Origin of the sequence: Edaphobacter sp., assembly GCF_035532915.1 — a bacterium.
GTDB lineage: Bacteria > Acidobacteriota > Terriglobia > Terriglobales > Acidobacteriaceae > Edaphobacter.
Genome location: NZ_DATKQC010000335.1, coordinates 1 through 6,362, shown reverse-complemented (window position 1 = coordinate 6,362; position 6,362 = coordinate 1). Strand labels below are relative to the sequence as shown.

General features: G+C 56.2%; 4 protein-coding genes and 1 pseudogene. 4 read left to right on the top strand and 1 reads right to left on the bottom strand.

Annotation, left to right across the window (positions count from 1 at the left end; genetic code table 11):
* Window positions 1-64: 64 nt before the first annotated feature.
* From VMU57_RS16095 to VMU57_RS16085, 4 genes and pseudogenes are all read left to right on the top strand, one after another.
* Window positions 65-892, top strand: coding sequence for a GSU2403 family nucleotidyltransferase fold protein (locus tag VMU57_RS16095; RefSeq protein ID WP_325385229.1), 828 nt, complete (start codon window positions 65-67; stop codon window positions 890-892).
* Window positions 893-904: 12 nt separating this feature from the next.
* Window positions 905-1,135: pseudogene (locus tag VMU57_RS23105) on the top strand (AAA family ATPase); the annotation flags it as partial.
* Between the two features lie 174 nt (window positions 1,136-1,309).
* On the top strand, window positions 1,310-2,869 hold the full coding sequence (locus tag VMU57_RS16090) for an ATP-dependent nuclease (RefSeq protein WP_325385227.1): 1,560 nt from the start codon (window positions 1,310-1,312) through the stop codon (window positions 2,867-2,869).
* Window positions 2,866-4,608: a UvrD-helicase domain-containing protein gene (locus tag VMU57_RS16085; RefSeq protein WP_325385225.1), complete on the top strand. Its 1,743-nt coding sequence runs from the start codon at window positions 2,866-2,868 to the stop codon at window positions 4,606-4,608. The genes VMU57_RS16090 and VMU57_RS16085 overlap by 4 nt, the downstream gene beginning before the upstream one ends.
* Before the next feature lie 426 nt (window positions 4,609-5,034).
* Here the strand turns inward: VMU57_RS16085 and VMU57_RS16080 are convergent, their stop codons facing one another.
* Window positions 5,035-5,820, bottom strand: a complete 786-nt coding sequence (locus tag VMU57_RS16080; RefSeq protein WP_325385223.1) for a hypothetical protein — start codon at window positions 5,818-5,820, stop codon at window positions 5,035-5,037.
* Window positions 5,821-6,362: the final 542 nt, after the last annotated feature.

The window sequence follows — 6,362 nt, the reverse complement described above, 5'->3', positions numbered from 1 at the left end:
GCGAGGCACAGGCCGAAGAGATCCGCCACCGCGTCCTTGCGCCGATCTTCGAGGAGAAACCGTAATGGCCGTCCAATCGGATGTCGAGTATTTCGCCCGCCTGGTCGACGCCCTCGAACCGTGGCTAGATCAGGTCGTCATTATCGGTGGTTGGGCACACCGCCTCTACCGCCTGCACCCTCTCGCGCAGCCGCTCGACTACGAGCCTCTGGGAACCTTCGACACCGACATTGCCGTCCCGCCCGATCTGCCCGCTACCGGCGAGCAGATTCGCGCGCGGCTGCTCGAAAGGGACTTTCGCGAAGAACTGATGGGCGATATGCAGCCTCCGGCTGCGCACTACCGCGTCGAGAGCGGAGACAACAGCTTTTACGCGGAGTTTCTGACGCCGCTTGAGGGCAGCGCGGTCAAGCGAGGAGGCAGGCGTGACGTAACTGCACGTGTCTCCGGCGTCTCCGTCCAAAAGCTCCGTCACCTCGAACTGCTGCTCCAAAATCCCTGGGACGTGATGATCGCCCCGGCCACGGGCTATCCGACGCCCGGCGTTCGACGCATCCTTGTTCCCAACGTGGCGGCATTCCTGGTACAGAAGATTCTGATTCACGAAAAGCGTGATCGCGACAGGCGCGCCAAGGACATTCTTTATATCCACGACACGATCGAGACCTTTGGCGGCAATCTCGCCGCGATTCGCGAACACTGGCAAACAAACGTTCGGCCCGCGCTGCACGCGAAGGCTGCCCGTGTGGTCGAGCGTGCAGCGGAAGAGTATTTTCGCGAAGTCGATGACACGACCCGCGAGGCCGCGCGCATCGCCACCGGGCGGAACCTGACACCGGAAATGGTCCGGGAAGTGTGCGCGTTTGGATGGCAACAGATCTTCAGCGCCTGAAAAGGAGGCCCGATGTTCCTGGACACACTCAGGCTTAACAACTTCCGCTCGTTTGAAGACGAGCAAATCTGCTTTGGGAAGGATCTGACGATCCTAGTCGGAGAGAACAACGGCGGCAAAAGCAATACCATTGACGCTCTGCGTTTGATCACAACGCCCCTTAGCGGCCGGCGCGAAATCTACTGTGAGTCCTCAGACATTCGCTTTGGCGGGGCAGAACCCAAATTTGAGGTTCAAGCCACATTCTCCGACTTAAGTGTCCCACAGCAAGGAAGACTGATCTCGGCTGTAACCGACCACACCCTTGAAAAAGTGACCTTCGGCCTAACCTATGATGAGACCCAAAAACGTCTTCCTGTCCGTCCGACAAGCTGGGCAGGCCATCTGAGGTCCGCGCCAGAACCCGGATGCCAAGACATGATCCGGCACGTGTATTTGCCACCTCTTCGCGACGCCAAGCGTGCTCTCGCCTCCGGTAACCCAACTCGAATTTACGCGCTCTTGCAACACTTTCTGGGCGAAGTCGATCCCAACGAGCTCGCCAAACGACTGAAGCGCGCCTCAGGGGAACAAATCTTAAAGGACATCGGCGGAGCTGTTGATATTGGGCTCGCAGCGTTGACGGCTGGCGTCCGCCGTCAAGCCTCGTCACTTGGCTTCAGTACGGACGAAAGCCTCATCGATATTGCCCGCGAACTCCGCTTCAAGCTGGCTGATTACGGAATCGAACCCGAAGACTTGCGCTATACCGGCCACGGCTATGCAAATCTTCTTTACATCGCCACAATCGCAGTCGAACTGGAAAAGGTAAAGAGCGCCGATTTGACCATGTTCTTGGTGGAAGAACCGGAGGCACATCTTCATCCTCAACTTCAAGCAGCAGTTCTTTGTTTCTTAGAGGAACAAGCGGAGAAATCGAGAAAGATCAAGGCGGACTATCGTGGCCCCGCTGGGCAGTTGCAGGTCATTGTCGCTACACACTCCCCGAACTTATCCGCCTGGGTGTCTAGTGAGAGACTTGTGTTCTTTCGATCTGTCCACGCGAAGCCAAAAAATGCAGAGGCAATCGGCCCCTCCAGCGAAGTCGAAGTCCCGGCTGCTTCTCCAGCGATCGCAGAGCCGACCAACGATGAGCCTACGGCTACGGCGATAGAGGCCGACTCACCCCCCGCCGGAATAGAGGTGCCTGAGGACTCTGAACCGACAGAAGGCTTCGCACCAGACACAAATCCATCGGATCAGCCTGCATACTCCCTGCCAGCGGTGGCCCGTCGGTCAACCCGATGCATTCCACTCAAAGCCCTTGCGCTCTCTGCTCCGGAGCGCCGGAAAGTGGATCGCTACCTTGATGTAACAAAGTCCGCGCTCCTTTTCGGCGGTCGCGTCTTGCTGGTTGAAGGAATCGCGGAAGCGCTACTCCTGCCGATAATCGCCAAGAATCACGTCCTCAAGGGCGATCAGGACAAATTCCGTATCTTTCGGAGCGCGGTGTTCGTGCCCATCGACGGTGTCGACTTCGAGTGCTACTTGCGATTGCTTCTTACACCGTGCAACGAAATTCGGATCGCTGACCGTGTAGTCATCATTACCGATGGCGACCGCACAGATGAGGCTACGGGTACAGCAACTCCAGGCGAACGAAGGAAGACCACATATGACGATATCGCCAAGAATCTAGGCGCATCGCATATTTTCCAAGCCGTGATCAACACATATTCGCTGGAGACGGAATTGGTCAACGCAGGGAACAACTCCTTGTTGAGGGAAGCATATCTAAAGCTCCATCCAAAATCAGAAGCCAAGTGGGATGCTGCGGTAATGCTGAGTGGCGACCAGAGGGCTGCCGCTATTCAAGCCCTGTTCAAAGACACAGCCAAAGGAGATTTTGCCCACATGGTTGCTGAATCTATCCGCGGCACGCCCAATTTCGTCGTCCCCGGATACTTGAAGACTGCGATCGAGGCGCTCGTGCAATGAAGCCCAAGGCGTTCAAGCCCACTCCGGAACAGGAGGCTGTCATTGCGCACAAAGAGAGCGCATTCATCTCTGCGTGTCCCGGAGCCGGCAAGACGCAGGTCCTTGTCGAACGGGCACGACAAGAGTTGAAGAACAACGCATCAGGACAGGGGCTTGTTTTCCTTTCGTTTACAAATGCCGCGATCTCGGAATTGAAAGCAAGGCTACAGTCGGAGGCACTGCTTCCCAACCCGCCGTTTCCACACTATGTGGGAACCTTTGACACGTTCATCTGGCAATTCTTTATCGCGCCCCTCGGAATACCCGGCTGTATCACGCCACCGCAACTCATTCCCGATATACAAGAGCGCGCTATTACACCTTACAGCGGGGCACAGGAAATCCCGCTTGGATACTTTAGTGAAGTCACAGGAAAGCTCATTCCGGAAAAAGCGAAGCAATGCGGTTTTGATGTAAGCGCCAAACCGGCATTGACCGCCAAATATGAGGCGGCCGCGAAACATTGTCGTGATCGTTTTCTCGCGCGGGGAGAAGTGGGATTCGACGATGTTCGCATGATCGTGAAGAGCTATCTCGCAGACCCACAGATCTCGACTAGACTCTCTGCCGCCTTGGCGGCTCGCTTTCGCGAGATTGTGGTGGATGAAGCCCAGGATTGCAATCCCGCTGATATCGAAATCATCAAGTGGCTTCGAAATTCTGGCATTGTCACCAAGGTTATTTGCGATCCGCACCAGTCCATATACGAGTTTCGGGGAGGCGTAACCGAGGAACTGTTTGCTCTTCGCGCAACATTCGCTCCACAGAATCAGCTGCCGATGATCGGCAACTTCCGGTCGAATCCGAACATTTGCAAGGCAATTGCCGCCTTTCGCTCGCCTGGGGAGCAGCAAACGAGAGATCAGTCGCTTGGCGCACTGTCGGGCGACGCAACAAAGATCCACGTCCTCCACTTCCCGGGAAACTCGATCCCGAATTCGATTGGGAAAAAATTCAAGGACCTCCTGCAAAGCCACGGGCTGACGCATCTCGAATGTCCGGTGGTCTCTTCGGCAAGAGATGCAGCGTGTAAGGCAATTGGACAGGTCGTCGATGCAAATTCAGGGGATCGCACGGTACGGCTCGCTCTCGCGGTAACAGGTTTCCATGCCGGAGTTGAAATCAATGCCAGAAAGGAGGCAATGGAAGCCTTACACTCCATCGTGCTCAAGTTGGGCGGCAAGATGGGTGCAAAGACCTACCTTCAATTTGTAAGGGCAGAGGCACTTAAGGCGGAGGACTGGCGGCCAGAAGTCCTCCAGCTACTCCAATCACTTCGATACGATCCGGCTCATGACGCAGATGCCGACGCATGGTTAACAAGAGCAAGAAACCTTTTGGCTCCTTTCTTGGGTGGCAGTGGATCAATCGCACAAAAACTACGGAATCATCAAACCTTGTCGGCCATTCTCACCTGCAAACCGGCGTCCGATTTGAGCCCGCGGACCATCCACTCCGTTAAAGGGATGGAATTCCCAGGCATATGCGTTGTCTTGAGCCCCAGAACCTGCAAAGACTTGCTCGACTATCTCACAACAGGGCAACCAGCAAAGAGTGCGGAGACCGCTCGAAAGCTGTACGTCGCCGCATCCCGAGCGGAGCGCCTACTGGTCATCGCGGTGCCGAAGAGCCAGGGATCACGGTTGGTTGAGCACATCAAAAAGACGGACGCCGAAGTGACCGAGATCATCTTGTCTTGAAGATTCGTAGGCCGAGATGCCAAATCCCACACTTTAAGCCGACCTTCTCTCGATTCCAATTTACTGAGGTAAGGCGGAATAAGGCGAACTGAGCAGTTCAGGCAATGGTCACGCAGCACCATCGGCCACGGTCTGCTGCCCACAGCACGAGGCGAGCAAGAAAACACAATCGGGCTCCTTGTCTCATTCTGTCCGCGCATTCGGGCACTCGTCGCTCGAATGTTTCACAAACTCCAGCTATCGAGCGGCTCGTGCCAGGTCACGCGGTCTAGAATTCGATGCCCTTGATCCTCGATCCACTGTTCGGCCATCCAACTTGCCGGCACGAGTATCAATAGCAGCAGGCTTCCGCAAATAGCTGCGAGGGCAATCTCTCGAAGCGATAGCCGAGGTGGGGTAAATTGTGCACCACAGTGGGGACAAACTTCATTCGTCCCGGCACCCTGCTTGTCCTGCGGGGACACCCGATTCCGCCATCGCGACGCCATAGCGTTGATCATCGTCTTCATCGCCTTCCTCCTCCTCTTCATCGCCGGCCGTCTCGTCTCCGACGGCTGCTGCATATGCGGCCCGCTCGCGCTTGTCCCGCCGGACATCGAGCAGCTGTTCTCCAACCGTGTGTTTTGGGGCAAAGCAGTACTGGACGTACGCCTCGAAGAGGGCCTGATTTGGAATGCCGCGCTTCAAGACATCGCCATGATGCTGCTTGTAAAGGCTCATCAGCGCTTCGGGCGTGATGGTGTAGGATCTCCGCTTGCCGCGGCAGGCGATGGATGCCTGGAGCCATCCCTGTTCAATCCAAAAAACGACCTCCGCTTTTCGAACGCGGAGGGCGCTTGCAAGGCTCTCCACCGAAAATAGGTCGCACCGGATTTCGCGCAAGCTGAGGTCGCTTCTATTGAGCATGTTTCGGATCGCCTTGGGTGTCCGATTGACCTTCCTCGCTACTTCTTCGATCGATCGCTTCACAAGTTCTTCGCGAACGATCTCAAACTCGGCCTCGGTCCATCGCCGATGGTCTTGCTGTCCTTTGATTCCGTACTGGATGATGAACCGCCAGCAGGCTTCCTTTGGACGCCCGCTGTGGCGCTGTAGGCGGACCACAAGCTGCTCAAGTTTGGATCCAGAAAGCACTTTGGCCTGAGCAGCCATGGCTATCGCTTCTGCACTCCACTCTTGGGAGCGCTCCGGCAATTTGGGGAGAGTTGCCATACGCGCCTCGATGTTGATCTTCTGGCGGCCAAGAAGGTCATTTTTGAAAGTAGTTGAACGTGCGGCACTTTCAGACCAGAGAGTCTTCCTCGTTCCGTCGATGTCTCGTTCAGCTGGCGACGGCCATAACTCCCTCTGGGGTAAACATGGCTCCTGGGGCGTTGAGGATCATTCCGTACCGCCGGACCCCGGGGGAATTCGTCCTGGTTCCCCCGGGACTCCGCATAAGTGCCCTATATCTACTAAAGGCACTCCAGAGGGGGTTTTGTGGCAGGGATGCGAGATTTATTCGCAACTAAAGCAATAAAGGTCGTCTATACTGCGAGTTAACTGGTCGTCAATCCACCCGCGCCACATACGCGTATGACGCCAAACGGTAGTAACTGCAAAGAGCTGACGTGGAGTTGGGCCTATTCGACCGGGCACCCGGCTTCCGATCAGAAGTTGGAGGCCGCTGCTCACGCAGCATGGTCATACGCTTCGCTGTGCGCCTGGACCTACCTCAATGACCACGATGCCGCAGTCGATTTGATGGACCACGC

Excerpts from the sequence above, each read along its gene's own strand:
- VMU57_RS16095 (WP_325385229.1), top strand. The coding sequence starts at position 65 with ATGGCCGTCCAATCGGATGTCGAGTATTTCGCCCGCCTGGTCGACGCC.
- VMU57_RS16090 (WP_325385227.1), top strand. The coding sequence starts at position 1,310 with ATGATCCGGCACGTGTATTTGCCACCTCTTCGCGACGCCAAGCGTGCT.
- VMU57_RS16085 (WP_325385225.1), top strand. The coding sequence starts at position 2,866 with ATGAAGCCCAAGGCGTTCAAGCCCACTCCGGAACAGGAGGCTGTCATT.
- VMU57_RS16080 (WP_325385223.1), bottom strand. The coding sequence starts at position 5,820 with ATGGCAACTCTCCCCAAATTGCCGGAGCGCTCCCAAGAGTGGAGTGCA.